Raw genomic sequence first — 1,175 nt, 5'->3', positions numbered from 1 at the left:
CTGCCGGGCGACTTTGTGCGCGCTTGGGACCGCTGGCTGGCGCAGCATCTCGTCCCGCTGATGGGCTCGAAAGCCTGGGACGAACGAATCCCACTACGTTTCATCTCAGGGCCTGCGGCATTCGGAAACGCGGCGGGGGTAATCTTGCCCTCGGCCGACCGGGTTGGACGGCGCTTTCCTCTTAGCATCGTCGCGATGATGTCCTCTGCGGACGAGACGATGACGCGTAGGGCCGACTGGTTCCGCGACATGGAAGCGCTTTGTTTTGAAACCCAGGAGACCGGGCTGACGCCGGACGCGCTCGACCAGGCGCTGCTGGTTTTTCCCTTCCCTGATCGCGACGAACGCGGGGAAGCGATCGACGGCATGGTCGTGTGGACCGCAACCTCCGACCTTTACGACGTCGATCCGGAGGAACCCACCAAAATCCTCGAATCTCTCCTTGCCGTCAGTGGGGAGATCTGTTGACCGATGTGGAATCTCTGGAACGAGACGCCATTTGCGGCCCAGGAAGCTTGGACCCGCGACGAACACGGCCACGAATGGTGGCTGATCGCGATCAAAGCATCGTTCGAACTTGACCTCGACGGTAAGCAGCAGCTTCTGAAGGATCAGGTTCCTGTTAATATGGCCCCTATCCACAGCGCTGACGCCCTGGAATTACTTGATGACGACGATCTCGTCATTGAAAAGAAGCACACCGATGTCCTTGTAGAAGGCCACGTATATGCGCCTGATCAGCGACCGAATATCGAGTCGATGGCGCGTATCAAGATAGGCAACGTGTTGGACAAGAGCGTGCGTGCGATTGGCGACCGTATTTTTATGCCGGGGCCGGTACTGGTGCGTATGAGCCGACCCGAGCCTTTCATTCGGATTCCGATTTCTTGGCGGAGAACTTTTGGCGGCACGGACACTCAGGCCTCCACGCCCGATTGGGACCGACGAAACCCCGTAGGAACCGGCTTCGCCGTCGATGCACGACATTTGATCGGCAGGACCGGCCCCAACTTCGAGTATCCTGACGCACCCTATCGCGATCACCAAAGCGGCCGGCCAGCAGGTTTCGGTCCAGTTGCGCGGCACTGGATGCCGCGCGTCAAACATGCGGGCACCTATGGCGATGAATGGCAAAAGAGGCGTGATCCGCTGCTGCCCTTGGATTTCAGCCGAAC

At 59.4% G+C, this 1,175-nt stretch carries 2 protein-coding genes; both read left to right on the top strand.

All coding sequences use genetic code 11. The features are described from left to right. Positions 1-468, top strand: a 468-nt coding sequence (gene tagF, locus EOA22_RS34435; protein WP_127390652.1) for a type VI secretion system-associated protein TagF, incomplete at its 5' end; no start/stop codon positions are given. Between the two features lie 3 nt (positions 469-471). Next, on the top strand, positions 472-1,175 hold a 704-nt coding region (locus tag EOA22_RS34430), incomplete at its 3' end, for a DUF2169 domain-containing protein (RefSeq protein ID WP_164756212.1).

The sequence above is a fragment of the Mesorhizobium sp. M7A.F.Ca.US.014.04.1.1 genome (assembly GCF_003998745.1).
Taxonomy (GTDB): domain Bacteria; phylum Pseudomonadota; class Alphaproteobacteria; order Rhizobiales; family Rhizobiaceae; genus Mesorhizobium; species Mesorhizobium ciceri.
Note: the sequence above shows the minus strand (reverse complement) of the source record. Positions and strands in the feature narration are given on the sequence as shown.